This is a genomic window from Affinundibacterium fentianense (assembly GCF_018139545.1).
Lineage (GTDB): Bacteria > Pseudomonadota > Gammaproteobacteria > Burkholderiales > Burkholderiaceae_D > Undibacterium > Undibacterium fentianense.
This window is the reverse complement of record NZ_JAGSPJ010000051.1, coordinates 1-276: the sequence shown is the minus strand read 5'-3', so window position 1 is coordinate 276 and position 276 is coordinate 1. Positions and strand designations below refer to the sequence as shown.

Below are 276 nucleotides of genomic sequence, written 5' to 3'. Positions count from 1 at the left end.
TTAGTACAGTGGTCAGTGGTGGTAATGTAGTGGAAGGGAATAACCTGACGTACACCGTGTCCTTGACATCGGGTACCACAATTGCGTCGACCTACGCCTACACCTTGGGTGGCGGTACAGCGACAGCGACGAGTGACTACAACACCACTCCAACGTTCAGCAATGGCGTGAGCTTGGTCGGTAGCAACTTGATCGTCCCAGCGGGCGTGTCCAGCTTCACGGTGACGGTAGGAACAGTCGACGACACAATCTTGGAATCGGCGACAGCAGAAACGG

General features: G+C 55.1%; 1 protein-coding gene. It reads left to right on the top strand.

What is annotated here, in order from left to right; translation table 11 throughout:
• Positions 1-276, top strand: a 276-nt coding sequence (locus tag KDM90_RS17715; protein WP_212676950.1) for a hypothetical protein, incomplete at both ends; no start/stop codon positions are given.